16 protein-coding genes are annotated in these 17,595 nt (G+C 59.2%); 8 read left to right on the top strand and 8 right to left on the bottom strand.

Translation table 11 applies throughout. The annotated features are described in order from the left end of the window. Positions 1-8 precede the first annotated feature (8 nt). Positions 9-3,665: a trifunctional transcriptional regulator/proline dehydrogenase/L-glutamate gamma-semialdehyde dehydrogenase gene (gene putA / locus ABNT42_RS02125; RefSeq protein ID WP_348693390.1), complete on the bottom strand. Its 3,657-nt coding sequence runs from the start codon at positions 3,663-3,665 to the stop codon at positions 9-11. Between the two features lie 210 nt (positions 3,666-3,875). On the opposite strand from putA, the gene ABNT42_RS02120 reads away from it, so the two are divergent. Further along, positions 3,876-4,331, top strand: a complete 456-nt coding sequence (locus ABNT42_RS02120; RefSeq protein WP_155435608.1) for an Lrp/AsnC ligand binding domain-containing protein — start codon at positions 3,876-3,878, stop codon at positions 4,329-4,331. Between the two features lie 57 nt (positions 4,332-4,388). Further along, a complete protein-coding gene (locus ABNT42_RS02115) occupies positions 4,389-5,963 on the top strand; it encodes a methyl-accepting chemotaxis protein (protein WP_348693388.1) in 1,575 nt (524 codons plus the stop codon). A 20-nt stretch (positions 5,964-5,983) separates the two neighbouring features. Here ABNT42_RS02115 and ABNT42_RS02110 read toward each other — a convergent pair whose 3' ends face one another. Next, positions 5,984-6,952: a LysR family transcriptional regulator gene (locus ABNT42_RS02110; RefSeq protein WP_348693386.1), complete on the bottom strand. Its 969-nt coding sequence runs from the start codon at positions 6,950-6,952 to the stop codon at positions 5,984-5,986. 167 nt (positions 6,953-7,119) lie between these two features. Between ABNT42_RS02110 and ABNT42_RS02105 the strand changes: the two genes are divergently transcribed. After that, positions 7,120-7,401 (top strand): hypothetical protein, encoded by a 282-nt coding sequence (locus tag ABNT42_RS02105; protein WP_348693384.1) that lies wholly within the window; start codon positions 7,120-7,122, stop codon positions 7,399-7,401. Between the two features lie 28 nt (positions 7,402-7,429). Here the strand turns inward: ABNT42_RS02105 and ABNT42_RS02100 are convergent, their stop codons facing one another. From ABNT42_RS02100 to ABNT42_RS02080, 5 genes are all read right to left on the bottom strand, one after another. Continuing rightward, complete coding sequence (locus ABNT42_RS02100) at positions 7,430-8,023, bottom strand: chalcone isomerase family protein (RefSeq protein ID WP_348693382.1); 594 nt, start codon at positions 8,021-8,023, stop codon at positions 7,430-7,432. A gap of 139 nt (positions 8,024-8,162) precedes the next feature. Further along, on the bottom strand, positions 8,163-8,417 hold the full coding sequence (locus tag ABNT42_RS02095) for a YfhL family 4Fe-4S dicluster ferredoxin (protein WP_348693381.1): 255 nt from the start codon (positions 8,415-8,417) through the stop codon (positions 8,163-8,165). Between the two features lie 15 nt (positions 8,418-8,432). Beyond that, positions 8,433-8,924 (bottom strand): pantetheine-phosphate adenylyltransferase, encoded by a 492-nt coding sequence (coaD, locus tag ABNT42_RS02090; RefSeq protein ID WP_155435614.1) that lies wholly within the window; start codon positions 8,922-8,924, stop codon positions 8,433-8,435. Between the two features lie 107 nt (positions 8,925-9,031). Next, on the bottom strand, positions 9,032-9,679 hold the full coding sequence (gene rsmD / locus ABNT42_RS02085) for a 16S rRNA (guanine(966)-N(2))-methyltransferase RsmD (RefSeq protein ID WP_348693378.1): 648 nt from the start codon (positions 9,677-9,679) through the stop codon (positions 9,032-9,034). A gap of 55 nt (positions 9,680-9,734) precedes the next feature. Continuing rightward, positions 9,735-10,634 (bottom strand): DUF6279 family lipoprotein, encoded by a 900-nt coding sequence (locus ABNT42_RS02080; protein WP_348693375.1) that lies wholly within the window; start codon positions 10,632-10,634, stop codon positions 9,735-9,737. Between the two features lie 41 nt (positions 10,635-10,675). Here ABNT42_RS02080 and glmU point away from each other — a divergent pair, with 41 nt between their 5' ends. Then, positions 10,676-12,040, top strand: coding sequence for a bifunctional UDP-N-acetylglucosamine diphosphorylase/glucosamine-1-phosphate N-acetyltransferase GlmU (gene glmU / locus ABNT42_RS02075; protein WP_348693372.1), 1,365 nt, complete (start codon positions 10,676-10,678; stop codon positions 12,038-12,040). A 414-nt stretch (positions 12,041-12,454) separates the two neighbouring features. On the opposite strand, the gene ABNT42_RS02070 is transcribed toward glmU, so the two are convergent. After that, complete coding sequence (locus tag ABNT42_RS02070; protein ID WP_348693369.1) at positions 12,455-12,907, bottom strand: Lrp/AsnC family transcriptional regulator; 453 nt, start codon at positions 12,905-12,907, stop codon at positions 12,455-12,457. A 140-nt stretch (positions 12,908-13,047) separates the two neighbouring features. On the opposite strand from ABNT42_RS02070, the gene glmS reads away from it, so the two are divergent. The 4 genes from glmS to ABNT42_RS02050 all read left to right on the top strand — a co-directional run bounded on the left by glmS (position 13,048) and on the right by ABNT42_RS02050 (position 17,594). Next, on the top strand, positions 13,048-14,877 hold the full coding sequence (gene glmS / locus ABNT42_RS02065; protein WP_348693366.1) for a glutamine--fructose-6-phosphate transaminase (isomerizing): 1,830 nt from the start codon (positions 13,048-13,050) through the stop codon (positions 14,875-14,877). Between the two features lie 150 nt (positions 14,878-15,027). Then, complete coding sequence (locus tag ABNT42_RS02060; RefSeq protein WP_348693364.1) at positions 15,028-16,554, top strand: pilus assembly protein TadG-related protein; 1,527 nt, start codon at positions 15,028-15,030, stop codon at positions 16,552-16,554. After that, positions 16,551-17,018: a TadE/TadG family type IV pilus assembly protein gene (locus ABNT42_RS02055; RefSeq protein WP_348693361.1), complete on the top strand. Its 468-nt coding sequence runs from the start codon at positions 16,551-16,553 to the stop codon at positions 17,016-17,018. Before ABNT42_RS02060 ends, ABNT42_RS02055 begins: the two co-directional genes overlap by 4 nt. Beyond that, positions 17,019-17,594: a TadE/TadG family type IV pilus assembly protein gene (locus ABNT42_RS02050; protein WP_348693358.1), complete on the top strand. Its 576-nt coding sequence runs from the start codon at positions 17,019-17,021 to the stop codon at positions 17,592-17,594. Position 17,595: the final 1 nt, after the last annotated feature.

Here is a 17,595-nt window from a genome sequence, read left to right as displayed (position 1 = left end):
CGTCTGGTTTATGCGTCTAGCGTCATCAGGCTGGCATTACCGCCCGCTGCGGTGGTATTCACGCACAGAGCACGCTCAGCCAGCAGACGCCACAGCGGGATGGCATCGTTGGCATTGGTGTCGATCACGCCCACCAGTGCCCCGTCACGGGCTGCCAGACGGCTGCGCAGGCTGGTTGTCAGTGCGGATTCCACCAGCGCGATCTGGAAATCGGCTTCAAAGTGATCGAGCTGGGCGATTACTTGTATCCGGTCTTTCACGGCTGCAGGCAAGTCTTTAGGCAGATATTCTGCCGTTTCCGTGCTCATCAACGCGATATTGCCCGTTGCTAGCGTGGCGGCCAGCTGATTGAGCAGCACCGCTTGACTAGCCGCGGCGCAGGCGATTGCGCCACGGGCTACCAGTGCCAGCGTGTTGCGCTCGCCCGTAGGGCCGGGCAAGACCGTCAACTGACCCAGCTGGGTATGGCGGCCATAGGCCTCGGCCAGATGGGCCAGATGATCGTGGCCATGGGTGCTGGCCCAGGCTTTGAAGGTATCGAGGGCAGGCGAATCGCTGGCAACATGGTCGTGGCTGGCCACGGCATCGCGCTGCAGACGCTTCAGGTAGAGCGGACCGCCGGCTTTCGGGCCGGTGCCCGATTTGCCTTCACCACCGAAAGGCTGGACGCCCACCACGGCACCCACAATGTTACGGTTCACGTAGATATTGCCCACATGTGCGCGGCTGGTGATGTAATCGATGGTTTCATCGATACGCGAATGCACGCCCAGCGTCAGGCCGAAGCCGCTGCCGTTGATCTGGTCGATCAGTTTGGGCAAGTCAGCGCGCTGGTAGCGGATTACGTGCAGCACGGGGCCGAAGACTTCTTGCGTCAGTTCCTCCAGCGAGCGGATTTCCAGTACCGTCGGCGGCACAAAGGTGCCGGCCGACGTCACGTGGGCTGGCAGATCGAGCGAGAAGTAGTTGAGCGCCGTGGCTTTCAGCTTGTTGATGTGCGACAGCAGATTCTGCTGGGCTTCCGCATCGATCACAGGGCCGATGTCCGTCACCAGACGATCCGGGCAGCCCACATTCAGTTCCTGCATAGCGCCTTTGAGCATCTTGATGGTCTTGTCGGCGATATCTTCCTGCAGGAACAGTACGCGCAGTGCCGAGCAGCGCTGGCCCGCGCTATCGAAAGCCGACGAAATGGCATCCTGTACCACCTGCTCCGGCAATGCCGATGAATCCACGATCATGGCGTTCTGGCCACCCGTTTCGGCGATCAGGGGAATGTCGATGTTTTCGCTGGCGGCACGTTTGGCCAGGGTGCGATTGATCAGCTGGGCTACCTCGGTCGAGCCGGTAAAGATGACGCCTTTGATACGGCTATCGGCCGTCAGCGCGGCACCCACTACTTCACCGCGGCCGGGCAGGAACTGCAGCGCAGCGCGCGGAATACCTGCTTCGTGCAGCAGTTCCACCGCGCGGTGGGCGATCAGCGGGGTCTGTTCGGCCGGCTTGGCCAGAACCACGTTACCGGCAGCCAGCGAGGCGGCAACCTGACCCGTGAAAATTGCCAGTGGGAAGTTCCATGGGCTGATACAGGTGACAGGGCCCAGCGCCAGCGTATTCGTGCCGCCGCGTACTTCCTGCGCGTAGTAACGCAGGAAGTCGACCGCTTCGCGCAGTTCGGCGATGGCATTCGGCAGCGATTTGCCCGCTTCGCGGATCGCCAGCGTCATCAGTTCCATGGCGTTGGTTTCAAACAGCTCGGCCGCACGGTCCAGTGCGGCAGCGCGAACGGCCGGTTCCGTGACTTGCCAGTCCATGGCGAACTGGCTGGCGCTGGTCAGCGCGGTTTCCACATCGGCTGCGCTGGCTTCTACCAGCTGGCCCACGACATCGCTACGCTGGGCCGGATTGGTGACGTTCTGTACTGGCTGACCCGCGCTGACACCACCGGCCAGCAGTGGCGTAGCGTGCCAGCTATGTGGCTCGGCCAGTTCGGCGGCCACGCGGCGCAGCACGTTTTCATTGGCCAGATCGAAGCCGGCCGAGTTCTTACGTTCCGTGCCAAACATATCGAGTGGCAGCGGAATGCCGCGATGCGGCTGCCCGCCCTGTTCGCGGGCCAGCGCCACGGGATCTTTGATCAGCGATTCGACGGGAATTGCTTCATCGACGATCTGGTTGACGAAGGACGAGTTGGCACCGTTTTCCAGCAGACGACGCACCAGATAGGCCAGCAGGGTCTCGTGGGTGCCGACCGGCGCATAGATACGGCAGGCTTTATCCAGATTATCCTTGCCCACGACCTGATCGTACAGCGATTCGCCCATGCCGTGCAGGCACTGGAATTCGTAGTCGGTCACACCGTCACGCTTGGCCCAGGTGTAGATGGTCGACAAGGTCTGTGCATTGTGGGTGGCAAACTGCGGGTAGATCACGCTGGTGGCGCCCAGCAGTTTCTGTGCGCAGACCAGATACGACACGTCGGTGTAGACCTTGCGCGTGTAGACGGGATAGCCGCTCATGCCATCGACTTGTGCACGCTTGATTTCCGCATCCCAGTAAGCGCCTTTGACCAGACGCACCATGAATTTGCGGCCGCTGCGCTTGGCCAGGTCGATCAGGTAGTCGATCACGAACGGGCAGCGTTTCTGGTAAGCCTGCACCACGAAGCCTATGCCTTCGAAACCGGCCAGTGCAGGATCGTGTGCCAGTGCTTCCATCAGGTCGAGCGAGAGTTCCAGACGGTCGGCTTCTTCCGCGTCGATATTCAGGCCGATGTTGTATTGCTTGGCCAGCAGTACCAGTGCACGTACGCGCGGCAGCAGCTCTTCCATCACGCGGGAGCGCTGGGCACGGCTGTAACGGGGGTGCAGGGCCGACAGTTTGACAGAAATGCCGGGGCCGTTCTTGATGCCGCGGCCATTCGAGGCTTTGCCGATGGCGTGAATGGCGGTTTCGTAGGAGGCGTAGTAATTTTTGGCATCCGCTTCCGTCAGCGCCGCTTCACCCAGCATGTCGTAGGAATAGCGGTAACCGCGCGCTTCATTGGTTTGACCGTTCTTGATCGCTTCATCGATGGTCTGGCCCGTTACGAACTGGTTGCCCAGCATGCGCATGGCCAGATCCACGCCTTTGCGGATCAGCGGTTCGCCGCCTTTGGAAATCAGCTTGGTCAGAGCCGAGCCCAGACCCGTTTCGCTGCTGGTGCTGACCAGTTTGCCCGTGATCAGCAGACCCCAGGTGGCGGCATTCACGAACAGCGAAGGCGATTCGCCCAGATGCTTGCGCCAGTCGCCTTTGCTGATCTTGTCAGCGATCAAACGGTCGGCTGTGGCGTTGTCGGGAATACGCAACAATGCTTCAGCCAGACACATCAGCGCTACCCCTTCTTCAGACGACAGGGAAAACTCATGCATCAGGGCATCCACACCGGAGGCGCGGGTGCGCTGGGCGCGTACCGAGCTGACCAGTTTATGGGCCAGTTGCTGCGACTGCTTCAGGGTGGCATCGTCATTGTTGGTTATCTGTTCCAGCAGCCACTGTACAGCGCTGACTTCATCGCGCCGGTAGGCGGCGGTCACTGCGGCGCGCAGGGGAATCGGGTCGCGCAGAATCTCGTCCTGTAGCGCGGAGAAGGGAGTAAAACGTGGGCTGTTGGCAGCAGACATGGATAACTTTCAGTAAGAAATTTTAGTGCCGTACATTAGAAAAAACGCTCGACCGGCGAGTGCTGGCGAGCGTGTTTCGAAGTGAACTGCTAATGATTCGATTGTAAAGCGATTTCTTCTGGATTAATTCTGGTATTACAAGGGACTAGCAATAGATTGTTTTTGGTGAGACAATTTAACCAAATAATATTAATTTTGGAGTCCCCGGAAATGCTAGACAAGATCAGTAAAAAAATCTTGATGGAATTGCAGAGCGATGGCCGCATCAGCAACGTAGAACTGGCTGCGCGGGTGAATCTGTCACCAGCAGCTTGCCTGGAACGCGTGCGCAAATTGCACGAATCCGGCTACATCATGGGTTACACGGCCCAGCTCAATCCCCAGTTACTGGACGTTTCCTTACTGGTTTTCATCGAGGTTGTGCTCGATCGCACCACCCCCGAAGTGTTCGATGCCTTCAAACATAGCGTTCAGCTGATACCAGAAGTATTAGAATGCCATATGGTTGCTGGTGGTTTTGACTACTTGGTTAAAGCCCGCGTCAAGGACATGGCGGCGTACCGTGAATTCCTTGGCAAAACCCTGCTCCAGAAAGGTGTACGTGAAACCCACACTTACGCCGTTATGGAAGAGGTGAAGAATACCACCAAGTTGCCCATAAAATAGCAGCAGAGAACGAAATTTACACCGTTCTCCTGCTGTACACCGTAACGGGGGAGACAGATGAAGCTTTTACAGCAGCCTTGGCTGTTCAGGGGACTTGGGCTGGGCGCGGCAGCGCTGCTCGGCACGGTAATCGCTCTCTTACTGGGCTGGCTGACGGATAGCCCCCTGTCCCTGCTCGCCACCGCAGCGTTAAGCATCCCTGCTGCACTGGCTGCTGCCGGGCTGATCCGCTGGCTGGACGCCCGCCAGCATAGGGAAGATGGCGCGCGCCGTTTTGCCCGCGTAGTGGGCGATGAAATCGACGCCATCATGATAGGCGCGGCGGAAACTTCCTTCTTTGTCGATTCCGTCAAAGCCAAAGTGGCGCTCGATGTCGGCACCAGCACCGAAATTGCCGACCGCGCCACGGAAAATCTCACATCCTCCAGTACCATCGCCGCCAATGCGGAACAGGCCGCGCGCATTGCCGCGCAAGTCAAAGGCGAAACGGTGGCGGGACGCAATGAAGTCGATCTGGGCTTGCAGCGCATCAAGGCGGCACGCACCGAAGCCCAGTCCGCTGCCACCATGATGGCCAGCTTGCAGACGAATGCCCGCAAAATCTACAGCTTTACCGAAGCCATCAGCGAGATTTCTGCCCGTACCAATCTGCTGGCGCTGAATGCCGCCATCGAAGCGGCCCGCGCCGGCGAACAGGGACGAGGGTTTGCTGTCGTGGCCAATGAAGTGCGCCAGCTGGCTTTCCGTACCAAGGAAGCCACCGATGAAATCAGCGCCATGGTGCGCGAAATTAACTTGCAGGCCGAGCAGGCTGCCAGCGGCATGACCATACTGGCCCAGAGCGTTAGTGTAGCGGCCGGCAATGTGGAAACCGTGCATGGATTGCTGGGCAATATAGAACAGTCGTCCAGCGTATCGGAACAGCAGATTGGCCAGATCGCCCAGGCTGCGCGCGAGCATGTGGATACCAGTGAATTCATCGCGCAGGGTGTGGGCAGTATCCGTGACAGCCTGCATTCGACCGAGCAGCAACTGCCGCGTGCGGCCGGTTCGGCGCAGGCGCTGGCTGAACGGGCCGAAGTGATTACCCGTGCGCTAAGCGCATCGGCCATCGAGAGTTCGCATGATCCGATCCGGCTTGCGGCCCAGCAGGCTGCGCGCGATGTGGGGCGCTTGTTCGAATCGGCGATTGCCAGCGGTCAGATCAGTCAGGATGCCCTGTTCGACCGCCATTACACGCCGATACCGAACACCAATCCGCAAAAACACAAATCGCGTTTCGATGACTTTACTGATCGGGTGTTGCCGCCCCTGCAGGAAGCTGTGCTGGAAGCCATGCCGCAACTGGCCTATGCGGGGGCTGTGGATAGCAATGGCTATTTCCCCACCCATAATCGCAAATTCTCCCAGCCGCTGACGGGTAACTACGACATCGATATGGTGAATAACCGCACCAAGCGGATTTTTAGCGACCGTACAGGCAAGCGCTGCGGCAGCAATACCCAACCGTTTTTGTTACAGACCTATAAGCGCGATACGGGCGAAGTGATGCACGATCTGTCCGTGCCCATCTATGTGAATGGCCGCCACTGGGGCGGCTTCCGCGTCGGCTACCGTTCCAGCCACAGCTAGCGCGCTATGGCTGCGTAGTGTTAGTAGGTATCGCTACGGGGCGCCGAACCGGGCGCCGTGCGCTGGGCCACGCTGTTCATGCCTTCCAGATGGCGGCGCAGCCATTTGTGGGCCGGGCTACGGGCATCGCGTTCGTGCCACAGCATGTCGAGGTGGACGGCCGGCAGCTGGAACGGCAATTCCTTGGAAATCAGCGCATCCGTCATCCCCGTCGAGGCGATCAGGTGGCGCGGCAGCACGGTAATCAGGTCGGAGTTGGCGACCACCCGTCCGGCCGTGAAGAACTGGTTCACTGTCAGCAGAATCCGGCGCTCGCGCTGGATCTGGGCCAGCGCTTCGTCCACCAGACCGTGGGCGCGGCCGGAGAAGCTCACCAGCAAGTGATTAGCCGCGCAATAGTTATCCAGCGTTAGCTCGACTTTCGACAGCGGATGGTCGCGCCGCATCACGCACACATAATGGCCGGAATACAGCCGCTCGTGGCGGATCGGTGAACCCGTTTCATACGATAGCTGGGCGGCGACGCCGGGGAAGAAACCTACCGCCAGATCGATGTCGCCACGCAGCAGCATGGGGCGCGGTTCGCGCGTGGTCAGCGGCACCATGCGCACATTCACGCCCGGCGCTTCGTTTTCGATCGAGCGCATCAGTGCGGGTAGCCAGAATGCGGCCGTGGCATCGGCCATGGCCATACGGAAGGTAGCGTGGGCGGCCGACACATCGAAGGTCTCCGGTGCGACCGCTGCTTCCAGACTGGCCAGCGCGCTGCGCACGGATGGCCATAGCGATTCGGCGCGCGGTGTCGGTTTCACGCCGTAGGCGGTGCGGATCAGTAATTCGTCGCCCAGACTTTCGCGCAGACGCTTGATGGCATTCGAGACAGCCGGCTGGGTCATGGCCAGATGGCCGGCCGCGCGGGTCAGATTTTGCTCGGTCATCACGGCGTCAAAGACGCGTAACAGGTTCAAGTCTAGCGTCAGAAAGCTCATGGCGGCTCAGTCGTGGCTCAGATGGTGGGTGGGAGAAGAAATATCATTTTTTATCAATGATACGACATTCCATTCACCAAATGAATAATTGTTATCGGGGAAGTAAATTGGATACTTATGTTGCACTGCACTATAGTACCGCCTGATTCTAAATGCCTTGTAACACCATGTCTACTCTGATTTCTGCTCTACAAAATATCTCGCTGATTAGCGCTGGCGAGCTGGCGCTGGCCAGCGGCGCCGTGTGCGCCGTACTGGTCCTGTTCAAGCCGCTGCTGTTGGGTCTGGGCCGTGCCGCCATGCTGCTGGTGCGCCCGAAACTGAGCAAGGAAGAGCAGTTGCAGCGTCGCCAGATGCGCGACGCTATGCTGCTCAAGCGTATGCTGAATTCCATCGAAGGCGAACCCAGCCACGTAGCCGAACTGCGCGCGATTGCTTCGCGCGTCTGAATCAGTTCAGCTAAGCATAAGTAGGTACTTACTTCGTTCCTAACAGGGCTGGCTTCAGGTCGCTATCGACCGGATGCTCGCCCAGCCAGATGCGCAGCACGGCGTTGTAGAACGCCACGTCGGGCATCAGTTCACCGATCTTCTTGCCGTTCAGATAGCACTGGGTGCCTTCGTTCGGGGTCCAGTCCAGCGTCAGCTGGTCGCCTTTTTTCAGGGCGGGAATCTGGGCGAACACCTCACCGAATTTCATGGTCTGCGGCAGGATGCGGGTACGCTCGCTCTTGTCGGTATTGTTGTTCAGACCTTCCATGAAGGCCTTGCCGAAATCATCCGAGCTTACTTCGCGCAGCATGGTGATGGCGACTCGGCGCGGGCCGCTGGTGGCCAGCACTTCCGGCACCGTGGTTTTCTTTTCCGTCAGGTACAGGCCCGCCGCATACACCTTGAAAATCACTTTAGTGCGCACACCGGCGCCATTGAGTTTGAGTTCGCTGCCGGCGACCTTGATACTATCGTCAAACTTTACACCTGCCACGTCTACGGCCGCCAGCGCGGGCAGGCAGCAGCTGCCAGCCAGCATGGTGGCGGCAAACAGGCTTTTCAGGATATTTCTGCGTTTCATAGTGGGTCTCCGAAAGATAGTAGGGCCGGCGCTCAGAGCGGGCAGGACTCGATCGGAATATACCACCGTCAGGGTGACAGCAGGCAGGGAATACCGCAAGCGGCGCCGTTTGGCCGCTGCGGCATGCTGGTGTGGCCGCTCAGGCCTTGGTGGCCTGCAGGCGCTCGAACTTGGCTTGCAGTTCTTCTTTGCTTTCCCGCATGGCAGGATTGAAGGGAATGCAGCTCACCGGGCAGACCTGCTGGCACTGCGGTTCGTCGAAGTGTCCCACGCACTCGGTGCATTTGTCAGGGTGGATCTGGTAAATTTCGGCGCCCATGAAAATCGCATCGTTGGGGCACTCGGGCTCGCAAACGTCGCAATTGATACAGTCGTCGGTAATCATTAAGGCCATGCTAGTACTCGCTGCTTACTGGTCACGGGTGGCGGCAATTTTCTTTTGCAGCCAGCGGTCGACCGAGGGGAACACAAATTTGGAGACGTCACCACCGAGTACGGCAATTTCACGCACGATGGTGCCGGAGATAAACTGATACTGGTCCGACGGTGTCAGGAACATGGTTTCGACATCGGGCAGCAGGTAGCGGTTCATGCCCGCCATCTGGAACTCGTATTCGAAGTCGGACACGGCGCGCAGGCCGCGCACGATCACGCGGGCGTCATGCTCGCGCACGAAATCTTTCAGCAGGCCGGAAAAGCCCTGCACTTTCACGTTGGGATAGTGGCCCAGCACTTCGTTGGCGATGGTCAGGCGTTCTTCCAGCGTGAAGAATGGTTTTTTGCTCTGGCTATCGGCCACTCCGACCACCAGCGTGTCGAACAGACCCGATGCGCGACGCACCAGATCCTCGTGACCACGGGTCAGCGGATCAAAAGTTCCCGGATAAACAGCTACGACCATGTCGGCTCCTTGCAGTGCACCAATTTAGAACGCGCCATTATGCCTGAAAAATGCCGGCTGCCCGCATTTGCGGCAGACGGTCGGTCGGTTTTTCCGTTGCGGGTGGGTTAAATCTTGCGTTTTAGTAAATGGAAATGCACCATGCCCGCTTTATCGGCGCGGATTACTTCCCAGCCCGCCATCCATTCCGGCGTGGCGTCATCGGCAAATTCCAGTGGTATGCCTGATTCGGCATATACCAGCCCGCCCTCTTCCAGCAAATTGCTGCACAGCGGCAAAGCGCGTTCGATAAAACTTTGCTGGTAAGGCGGATCGAGGAAGATCAGGTCGTAACGCTGGCCACGACTGGCGGCCGACTGGGCCACGGCTAACGCGTCGCCGCGCATGATCTGCACGTTGTCGGCCTTGAGTTTCTGCTTGATGGCTTCCAGCTGCTGGATCACGGGTGCAACGGTATCGACCATGGTGACGCTGAGCGCGCCGCGGCTAGCCGCTTCAAAGCCCAGTGCGCCGCTACCGGCAAACAGATCGAGCACGCGGGCGTTGCTCCAGTTGGCATCGCGCTGGTGGTTGATCCAGTTGAACACGGTCTCGCGTACGCGATCCGGCGTCGGGCGCAAGCCGGAAGCACTGAGTACGGGCAGCGGCGTGCGTTTCCAGCTACCGCCGATGATGCGCACCTGATGGCTGTGCTGCGGGCCATGGACGGGAACTTTGGCCGGTTTGGCGGGTTTGCTGGGGGGCTTTCTAGGCATGATGCGGCGACTTGCTGGTCATTGATAATCAGGCGCGACTATAACATACGGAACTTTACGGCCTGCCGCTCTGGCCTTCCTGCGCCAGCAGGCGCAGATCGTGGATCCAGCCCTGGATTTTCTTGCTGGCGTGGGCCTTCTGGGCCGGCGTCGCCAGTTGTATCACGCCCAGTACCATCTGGGTGGTGGCAGCTTCGTAGTCGTCGAATTCGGGTGCGCGGGCGCCCGTTTCCATGTGGCGGAAAGTCTCGTTGATCTGCTGGCGCAGCAATTCCATGGTGGTGTCGCGGTCCGGCTGCTCCTTCTGGACTTTGCGGGCCAGCGCAACGATATCGTGCTGGCGCTGGATGCGGTCGTCCAGTATCTGCTGATTGATCAGGGGACGGGCGTCGGAATAGCGGCGGATCTGGGCTTCCTGCGCGCGGCTGAAGTCACCAAACCAGAGTTCGAACTGGTCCAGCGCCTGCTGGTAGCGTACTTTATGCTGGGCGGTGCTATCGCCCTGCATATACTTCTGGCGGAATTCGGCGTTGTTGGCGGCAAACTTCTTTTCCAGTGCGGTGATCTGCTCCGGCCGCAGCGAGCGCAGCAGATCGGCCAGTTGTGGCACTGCATGCATCAGCAGCAGGCGGCTGCGCTGGCGTACTTCGTTCCAGCTGGCGCGCAGTCGTGCCGCATCAGTGGGCTGGTTCAGGTGCTGCTGCTGACTGTTCTGCAGCAATAGCGCGTAATCCTGCAACTGGGTACTGCGGTGCCACTGGAATAACTGGTTGATATCCTGTTTGACGCGGTTTTTCTGATCATGGTCGAGATCAACATAGCCATCCAGCCACCAGTAGATCAGGGTATCGCCATGGTTGTAGGCGAGCCGCAGCGAACTGCAGGCGCCCAGCGCCAGCAGCAATAATAGCCCGCAGGTGTAACGCCAGAGTGCACTAGAAGCTGGAACGGCCATGTTAAACTTTCGCATTCGTTAACTCTTTTGAACTGGCACCTATGAACGTAGTGATCCTCGCAGCAGGCATGGGCAAACGCATGCAATCGGCTTTGCCGAAAGTTCTGCATCCGCTGGCGGGCAAGCCCCTGCTGTCGCATGTACTGGATACGGCACGTAGTCTTGCGGCTAGCCGATTATGCGTGATTTACGGCCACGGTGGCGCAGCCGTACTGGAGATGCTGGCTAAACAGCCAGAAAAAGTGGCAACGGCCCTGCAGGAACCTCAGCTGGGTACCGGCCATGCCGTGATGCAGGCTTTGCCGGAACTCGATGATCAGGTGCCTACCCTGATTCTGTACGGCGACGTGCCGCTGACCACGGCGGCTTCGCTGCAGCGCCTGATCGATGTGGCCGGTCAGGACAAGCTGGGCATTCTGACGGTGGTACAGGATGATCCATTCGGTCTCGGTCGTATCGTGCGCGAAAACGGTGAAATCAAGCGTATCGTCGAGCAGAAGGATGCCACCGAGGCCGAGCGCGCGATCAAGGAAATCAACAGCGGCATCATGGTGGTGCCGACGGCGCGCCTGAAGCAATGGCTGGGCGCACTGAAGAATAACAATGCGCAAGGCGAGTACTACCTGACCGATATCGTTGCCATGGCTGTAGCCGATGGCGTCCCAGTGGTGGCGGCACAGCCGTCGGCCCAGTGGGAAGTGGCGGGCGTGAATAGCAAAGTGCAACTGGCCGAGCTGGAACGCATCCATCAGGGCAATATCGCACTAAAACTGCTGGAACAGGGCGTGACGCTGATGGATCCGGCCCGTATCGATGTACGTGGCAAACTGATCTGTGGGCGCGATGTAGTGATCGATGTCGGTTGCGTATTCGAAGGCACGGTCGAACTGGCCGATGGCGTACAGGTGGGCGCGCATAGCGTGCTGGTAAATGCCCGTATCGAAGCTGGCGCCCAGATCAAGCCCTTCTGCCATATTGAAGAAGCGGTGGTGGGGCCGGTGTCCATTATCGGCCCGTATGCGCGCCTGCGTCCCGGTACTGTGCTGGCGGAAGACGTCCATGTGGGTAACTTCGTTGAAATCAAAAATGGTCAGGTGGCCGCCCATAGCAAGGCCAACCATCTGGCCTATATCGGCGATGCCACCGTGGGGTCGCGCGTAAATATTGGCGCTGGCACCATCACCTGCAATTACGATGGCGCGAATAAATTCCGTACCGTGATCGAAGACGACGCGTTCATCGGCAGCGATAGCCAGCTGATCGCTCCCGTGACGGTGGGCAAAGGCGCGACGCTGGGTGCGGGTACTACGCTGAGCAAGGATGCGCCGGCCGGCAAGCTGACCATTTCGCGTCCCCGTCAGGTGACCATCGAAAACTGGAGCCGTCCAGTCAAGAAGCCAAAATAAGCCAGCCATTGCGCTAGCCTAGCCGGGACTTGTCCCGGCTTTTTTTATTGCCGTCTATATTTTTTCCAAGTCTATCGGCTTGTGGATAAACATGTGGAGAAGCTTGCGTATATCAGGTGTGTAGTGAGCGGATAAGCATGGGATAAGCAGTGCATAAAAAGCGCATACGAATACTGGAAATGTTTCCGAGATACGAATTCAGGCGCTTTTCCAGGGTTTGTGGATAAGCTTGTTGAAAATGCTGTGGATTGAACTGGATAAGTTTTAACTGTGGATAAGGCTGGGCATAAGCCCGTGGATAGCGTGGGAATAGTCGGTGGGAAATGCGGGAAAACTATCCCTGCTGGAAATTACCTGTGTATAAAGCTGTGAGTAAGCGCAGGGATAAGCAGGGGATAGTCAGAGGATAAGTTGCTATAGCAGGATGCGCGTTTCGAATTTGCTACGTAGCGTAGAAAAATAGGCTTTCACGTTACGCACATTGCGATGGGCCGTGAACAGACGGTGCGCCAGCGCGTGATAGGCGGGCATATCACTGACTTGCACGATGAGTACAAAGTCCGGCCCCGGTGCCACGCGGTAGCATTGCAGGACGGCGCTTTCGTCAGCCACATGAGCTTCGAATTCGCTCATGCGTTCGGCCGCCTGATTGTCCAGCGAGATTTCGACAATTGCCGTCAGGCTGGGGCCGACCTTTTCCGGTGCGATGATAGCCACTTGCCGCTGGATCAAGCCGTTCTCGGTCAATTGCTTTACTCGGCGCAAACAAGTGGGCGCGGAGACGTGCACCGCCTGCGCCAGTTCCGCATTTGTTTGCGAAGCGTCAACTTGAAGGGCATTTAATATGCGACGATCTATCTCATCCATAAAAATTTTCCAATAAAATGAAAGAAAATTTCACATCAATGTGATCGTGAAATAATATTCCACAATATACATCAAATAGAAAGCTTATTTCATGATGCCTGCACTAGCATGTTGATTCCTTTTTCTAGTCGAGGTTTTCTATGTGCGGCATCGTCGGCGCAGTTGCGCAGCGTAACATCACTCCTATTCTGATCGAAGGCTTGAAACGCCTGGAATACCGCGGCTATGACTCCTGCGGTGTGGCCTTGCATCTGGATGGCCAGCTGCAGCGTTCGCGCAGCACCTCGCGTGTAGCGGATCTGGAAAAGCAGATCGAAGAAGCCGGTATGCACGGTTTCACCGGCATTGCCCACACCCGCTGGGCTACTCACGGCGCACCGGCATCGCACAACGCTCACCCGCACTTTTCGCCGAGCACGGAACAGGCCCGCATTGCGCTGGTCCACAACGGTATCATCGAAAACCACGACGAACTGCGCGCCGAACTGGTGGGCCTCGGCTATGTATTCCAGAGCCAGACCGATACGGAAGTGATCGCCCACCTGGTTGATCACATGTATAACGGCGACCTGTTCGATACCGTGCAACAAGCCGTCAAGCGTCTGCATGGCGCCTATGCAATCGCGGTGTTCGCCCGCGAAGAACCGCACCGCGTGGTGGCAGCCCGTCAGGGTTCACCGCTGATCGTCGGTCTGGGCCAAGGCGAAAACTTCGTCGCCTCGGATGCCATGGCGCTGGCCGGCACCACCGACCAGATCATCTATCTGGAAGAAGGCGATGTGGTCGACCTGCAACTGGGCCGTATCTGGGTGGTCGATAGTGCCGGTAAGCCGGTCGAGCGCGAAGTGAAAACCGTGCACGCCCACACGGGTGCAGCCGAACTGGGCCCTTACCGCCACTACATGCAGAAAGAAATCTTCGAGCAGCCGCGCGTGATTGGCGATACGCTCGAAGGCGTCACCGGCATCATGCCGGAACTGTTTGGCGACGGCGCTTACAATGTCTTCAAGCAGATCGATCGCGTGCTGATCTTGGCCTGCGGTACCAGCTACTATTCCGGTCTGACGGCCAAGTACTGGATCGAATCGGTCGCCAAGATTCCCGTCAACGTGGAAATCGCCAGCGAATACCGCTACCGCGACAGCGTGCCGCACCCGAACACGCTGGTGGTGACGATTTCGCAAAGTGGCGAAACGGCCGATACGCTGGCCGCACTCAAACATGCGCGCAGTCTGGGCATGGAACACACGCTGACCATCTGTAACGTGGCCACCAGCGCCATGGTGCGCGAATGCAAACTGGCCTACATCACCCGCGCCGGTGTGGAAGTGGGCGTGGCTTCGACCAAAGCCTTCACCACCCAGCTGGCCGCGCTGTTCCTGCTGACGCTGTCGCTGGCACAAGTCAATGGCCTGCTCAGCGATGCGGAAGAAGAAGCCCACCTGAAAGCCATGCGCCACCTGCCGGTAGCGATTTCGTCGGTGCTGGCACTGGAGCCGCAGATCATCGCATGGGCAGAAGATTTCGCCCGCAAGGAAAATGCCCTGTTCCTCGGCCGCGGCATGCACTATCCGATCGCGCTGGAAGGTGCCCTCAAGCTGAAAGAGATTTCGTACATCCACGCGGAAGCCTATCCGGCCGGTGAGCTCAAGCACGGCCCGCTGGCATTGGTGACGGAAGAAATGCCGGTGGTGACGATCGCGCCTAACGATACCCTGATCGAGAAGCTGAAATCGAATATGCAGGAAGTGCGCGCGCGCGGCGGCCAGCTGTATGTATTCGCTGACGTGGATTCGCGCATCACTTCTGGCGAAGGCCTGCATGTGATCCGTTTGCCGGAACACTATGGTCTGCTGTCGCCTATCCTGCACGTGGTATCGCTGCAGCTGCTGGCCTACCATGCGGCGCTGGCACGTGGCACGGATGTGGATAAGCCACGCAATCTGGCCAAATCCGTCACAGTGGAATAAGCCACTGTAAGCGCGATGATGCCGGCCAATCGAGGCCGGCATTTTTTTTATCCCGTGTTCTTGAGTACACGCAAGAACACAGGGTCCGGTCTGCCTAAAATCTCTCCTGATAGCAACTTCTGTAGTGCCTGACGGCGCGAGGAGCGGACCATGCGTGTGCAAACAGGGGGATGGCGGCGTAGCGGGCATGCTGGCCAGCATGGCGCCGTCATCGTGTTGTTTGCCGCCATGCTGATGGTGCTGCTGGGGCTGGCCGGATTAGCACTGGAAACGGGGCAGCTGTTTAACCGGCGTGCCGAAGTGCAGAGTCTGACAGAAGCGCTGGCGCTGGCTGCCGCGCGCCAGTTGAATGGCAGTAGTAGCGGTGTGAACGCGGCACTGGCAGCAGCCAGCGAGCGCCTGACGAGCACCGATGGGCTGCTTTACCAGTATGGCCGTGCGCGTATCAGCTGGAACCCGGCGGCGCTGGCATTTGCCGCCAGCGCACAGGGCCCGTGGCTGGATGCATCGGCTGCGGCCAGTGCAGCGCAGGGGCTGGCCTACGTAAAAGTCGATCCATTCCAGCTGGACCCCGCGCTGACCCTGTTCTCCACAGTCTTTATACGGGCATTTTCGGCCGCGCTGGCACAGGTGGCGGTGGGAGCCCCCAGCATCGCCGGTCCTGGCGCCATCAACGTGCTGCCACTGGCCATCTGCGCACTATCGCCGCAGGCCGCTGCGGCGCGTGGCACGGAGCTGGTGCAATATGGCTTCCGCCGTGGTGTCAGCTATGATTTGATGAAGCTCGATCCGGCGGACACGGATGGTGTCGGGGCGCATTATCTGATCGATCCTGTCGCGCCACCCGGTAACGCCGGCATGGCGCAGGATTTTGCACTCGATACGGTCAAGCCATTTGTCTGCAGCGGCACGCTGGCCATGGCGCGCGTGACGGGCGGAACGTTGACTGTGCAGGGGCCTTTTCCGCTAGCCGCGCTGTATGCCCAGCTGAATTCGCGTTTTGGCCAGTACGCGGCGCCCTGTAATGCCAGTACGGCACCGCCGGATGTGAACGTCAAAGCCTATGGCGTCAGCAGCTTTTTCAACGGCGCGGCGGCATGGATGAATGGTAGCGTGCCACCCCTGAGTACCCAGGCCGCAACCACCTATCCGGCGGCGCCGTCCGGTACGACGGAAGCGTTGTGGACCTATGCCGATCCGGCCATACTGCCGGCCAATACGAGCGCGGATAAATACGGTCCGCTGTGGAGCTATGCACGGGCCGTGCCGTTTTCTGCCTATGTGGCCAGTGAAGCCGAGCCAGCGAGCGGTTATCTGCCATACAGTGCCACCCAGACGAGCTGGAATCTGCTCTATCCCGTCAATAGCGGCAGCGCGGCCCCCAGCCTGAAAACGGCAGTCTATCCGGCTGGCGCGACGGCCACGCCGTATCAGGCCAGTGGCGGCAATTTCTTTGCTGCGCCTGCTGCCGGTGCACCGGGCCAGCGCGGGCGGCGTGTGCTGAATGTGGCTTTGCTCAGCTGTCCGGTCGCGGTCACAGGCATCAGTATGGCGACCGCATTAGCGGTGGGGAAATTCTTCATGACGGTGCCGGCCGATAGCAGTCACCTGTATGGGGAATTTGCCGGCATCGCCGCCGAGCAGACGCTGGCTGGACCACTGGAGATTGTGCGATGAGCGGGCGCTGGCGTCCGCAGGCTGGTGTCGCGACGCTGGAATTGTTGCTGACTCTGCCTGTGCTGCTGCTGTTTCTAGCGGCGATGGTGTATTTTGGCCGCTATTTCGCCTATTACACGGCGGCGCACAAGGCTGCTCATGATGCGGCGCGCTATCTGGCCACCGTATCGCGCCGCGAATTCAAATCGCAGGTGGCCGGCACGGCGCAGGTGCCGGCGGTATTACTGGCACAGAATATCGCCCAGCAGGAAACCGCGGGCCTGCATCCGGGGCCATCAACGCTGGCGGTGGTGATCGATTGCGTGCCTGATGGCTGCACCGGACTGAGTGTGCCGGACAAGATCAGAGTGCTGGTACAGATGCAGGTGACGGACGAGCTGCTGACACCGTTCAGCTGGACTTTTCTGGGGGATCAAGGCCTGCTACTCAGGGCTAACGTCACCATGCTTTACGTGGGGCAGTAAATGCATGCCCTTGCCACAAGGCGCAAGCAGCACGGCACACTGGCGGTGGAATTTGCACTGGTGCTGGGGGTGTTTCTGCTGCTGCTGTTCGGTCTGATGGCCATCGCTCAGGGCCTGTATGCCAGCAATATGGTGCTGGAAGTCAGCCGGCGCGCCGCTGTGGCCGCTGCCAAGACGGATCCGGCCGATGCCATGGCGCTACAGCAGATCCGTCAGGATGCCGTGTTCCGCAACAGCCCCGGCCCACTGCTGTTCGCGGCACCGCTCAGCGATGCCCATGTCCGCATCGACTACCTGAGCATAGCCCGCAGTGCGGATGGCAGCCTGAGCCTGCAGCCGATGGTGTTGCTGCCCGCCTCACCGGCAGCCAACCGCGTCGCCTGTACCACGGATCTGTACAGCGCACAGTGTGTGCAGTTTGTGCGGGTACGCCTGTGCGATGTGGCCGATCTCGTGGTCTGCCAGCCGGTGACACTGGATAGTATTTTTCCATGGGTGCAGCTGAACCTGACGCTGACCACGGCCACCACCATCGTCAAGGCCGACGGGCTGGGTTATGTTGCTTCGCCGCCCTAGC

The organism is Duganella fentianensis (genome assembly GCF_964031615.1).
Classification (GTDB): domain Bacteria; phylum Pseudomonadota; class Gammaproteobacteria; order Burkholderiales; family Burkholderiaceae_D; genus Rugamonas; species Rugamonas fentianensis_A.
The sequence above is the reverse complement of the archived record's forward strand: the minus strand, read 5'-3'. Positions and strand labels throughout refer to the sequence as shown.

Bases quoted from the DNA above. Each gene is read 5' to 3' on its own strand.
- coaD (WP_155435614.1), bottom strand. From the start codon at position 8,924: ATGGTCGTAGCTGTTTATCCGGGAACTTTTGATCCGCTGACCCGTGGT.
- putA (WP_348693390.1), bottom strand. From the start codon at position 3,665: ATGTCTGCTGCCAACAGCCCACGTTTTACTCCCTTCTCCGCGCTACAG.
- ABNT42_RS02095 (WP_348693381.1), bottom strand. From the start codon at position 8,417: ATGGCCTTAATGATTACCGACGACTGTATCAATTGCGACGTTTGCGAG.
- rsmD (WP_348693378.1), bottom strand. From the start codon at position 9,679: ATGCCTAGAAAGCCCCCCAGCAAACCCGCCAAACCGGCCAAAGTTCCC.
- ABNT42_RS02115 (WP_348693388.1), top strand. From the start codon at position 4,389: ATGAAGCTTTTACAGCAGCCTTGGCTGTTCAGGGGACTTGGGCTGGGC.
- ABNT42_RS02100 (WP_348693382.1), bottom strand. From the start codon at position 8,023: ATGAAACGCAGAAATATCCTGAAAAGCCTGTTTGCCGCCACCATGCTG.
- glmU (WP_348693372.1), top strand. From the start codon at position 10,676: ATGAACGTAGTGATCCTCGCAGCAGGCATGGGCAAACGCATGCAATCG.
- ABNT42_RS02070 (WP_348693369.1), bottom strand. From the start codon at position 12,907: ATGGATGAGATAGATCGTCGCATATTAAATGCCCTTCAAGTTGACGCT.
- ABNT42_RS02055 (WP_348693361.1), top strand. From the start codon at position 16,551: ATGAGCGGGCGCTGGCGTCCGCAGGCTGGTGTCGCGACGCTGGAATTG.
- ABNT42_RS02060 (WP_348693364.1), top strand. From the start codon at position 15,028: ATGCGTGTGCAAACAGGGGGATGGCGGCGTAGCGGGCATGCTGGCCAG.
- glmS (WP_348693366.1), top strand. From the start codon at position 13,048: ATGTGCGGCATCGTCGGCGCAGTTGCGCAGCGTAACATCACTCCTATT.
- ABNT42_RS02110 (WP_348693386.1), bottom strand. From the start codon at position 6,952: ATGAGCTTTCTGACGCTAGACTTGAACCTGTTACGCGTCTTTGACGCC.
- ABNT42_RS02120 (WP_155435608.1), top strand. From the start codon at position 3,876: ATGCTAGACAAGATCAGTAAAAAAATCTTGATGGAATTGCAGAGCGAT.
- ABNT42_RS02105 (WP_348693384.1), top strand. From the start codon at position 7,120: ATGTCTACTCTGATTTCTGCTCTACAAAATATCTCGCTGATTAGCGCT.
- ABNT42_RS02080 (WP_348693375.1), bottom strand. From the start codon at position 10,634: ATGGCCGTTCCAGCTTCTAGTGCACTCTGGCGTTACACCTGCGGGCTA.
- ABNT42_RS02050 (WP_348693358.1), top strand. From the start codon at position 17,019: ATGCATGCCCTTGCCACAAGGCGCAAGCAGCACGGCACACTGGCGGTG.